Here is a 1,638-nt window from a genome sequence, read left to right on the forward strand (position 1 = left end):
AAACCCGGTGCGGGTGGCGTTGACCGGCGAGACTAGGCCCTCGCATGAGGGGAAGATGGACTTCCTCGACAACCGGCTCGACGTTTCCACCGCGACGCTTCGCAGCCGCGCCATTATCCCGAACAAGGATCTGTCGGTCCTGCCCGGGCAATTCGGCCGCGTCCGCATCATCGGCTCCTCGCCCTATGAGGCGCTGCTGGTCCCGGACACCGCCATCGCCACCGACCAGTCGCGCAAGATCGTGTTCGTGGTCAAGGACGACAACACGGTGGAAGCGAGGGCGGTTGTGCTCGGTCCGCTCGATGACGGCCTGCACGTGATCCACGAGGGCCTCAAGGCGGAGGACCACGTGATCGTCGACGGGCTGCAGCGCGCTCGCGTCGGCGCCAAGGTGACGCCGAAAATGGCGCAAGCTCCCGCAGCGGGCAAAGCGCCGGCAGTTCCGGCAGACAAGGCGCTGGCCGGCGACAAGCCGGCGGCAGGTGCGAAGCCATGAATCTCGGAAGGCTTTCCATCAACCAGCCCATCCTGGCGATGGTGCTGTCGATCGTGCTCCTGATCGTCGGTACGATCGCCTATCAGACGCTGCCGGTCTCGGAATATCCGCAGGCGGTGCCGCCGACCGTCACCGTCACCACGCAATATCCGGGTGCTTCGGCGCAGACCGTATCCGACACTGTTGCTGCTCCAATCGAGCAGGAAATCAACGGCGTTGAGGACATGCTGTACCTCTACAGCCAGGCGACCTCGAACGGTCAGCTCACCATCACCGTCACCTTCAAGCTCGGCACCGATCTCGACAAGGCCCAGGTACTGGTGCAGAACCGCGTCGCGATCGCGCAGCCGCGCTTGCCCGAGGAGGTGCAGCGCAACGGCGTCATTACCCGCAAAAATTCACCGGATATCTTGATGGCTGTTTTCGTGCTGTCGCCCGACGACAGCTTCGACCAGCTCTACATCTCCAACTACACGCTGCTGCAGGTCCGCGACCAGCTGTTGCGGCTCGACGGCGTCGGCGACATCCAGATGTTCGGCGCGCGCGACTATTCGATGCGGCTGTGGCTCGATCCCGACCGGATCGCCAATCTCGGCCTGACCTCGGCCGAGGTGCTGGCGGCGATCCGGGCGCAGAACCTGCAGATCGCCGGCGGCCAGATCGCCGAGCCGCCGATCGCCGATCGCGCCTTCCAGCCGAACCTCGTCTTCACTGGCCGCCTCAAGGACATCAGGCAGTTCGAGGACATCGTGGTGAAGGCCGGCTCCGACGGCCGCACGGTGCGGCTGCGCGACGTCGCTCGCGTCGAGCTCGGTGCGCTGTCCTATGCTACTAGCAGCCGCATACTGCGCAAGTCGGCGGTCGCAATGGTGGTGACGCAACGGCCCGGATCGAACGCGCTCGCCACAGCGAAGGCAATCTCTACCACCATGGCCAAGCTGAAGGAGGGTTTTCCGAAGGGGCTCGACTACAATATCGGCTACAACCCGACCGAATTCATCGCCCAATCGGTCCACGAGCTGATCAGGACGGTCTATGAGGCAATGGCGCTCGTCGTCATCGTGGTGTTGGTGTTCCTGCAGGGCTGGCGGCCTGCGATCATCCCGATCATTGCGATCCCGGTGTCGCTGGTCGGCACCTTC

2 protein-coding genes are annotated in these 1,638 nt (G+C 64.2%); both read left to right on the top strand.

Features of this window, described 5'->3' with window-relative positions; translation table 11 throughout:
- The coding region (locus tag AKL29_RS45305) for an efflux RND transporter periplasmic adaptor subunit (protein ID WP_244482273.1) at window positions 1-496 on the top strand (496 nt) is incomplete at its 5' end.
- Window positions 493-1,638: efflux RND transporter permease subunit (locus tag AKL29_RS45310; RefSeq protein ID WP_244482275.1), on the top strand; the 1,146-nt coding region annotated here is incomplete at its 3' end. The genes AKL29_RS45305 and AKL29_RS45310, both read left to right, overlap by 4 nt.

Source organism: Bradyrhizobium pachyrhizi (assembly GCF_001189245.1).
Classification (GTDB): Bacteria; Pseudomonadota; Alphaproteobacteria; order Rhizobiales; family Xanthobacteraceae; genus Bradyrhizobium; species Bradyrhizobium pachyrhizi.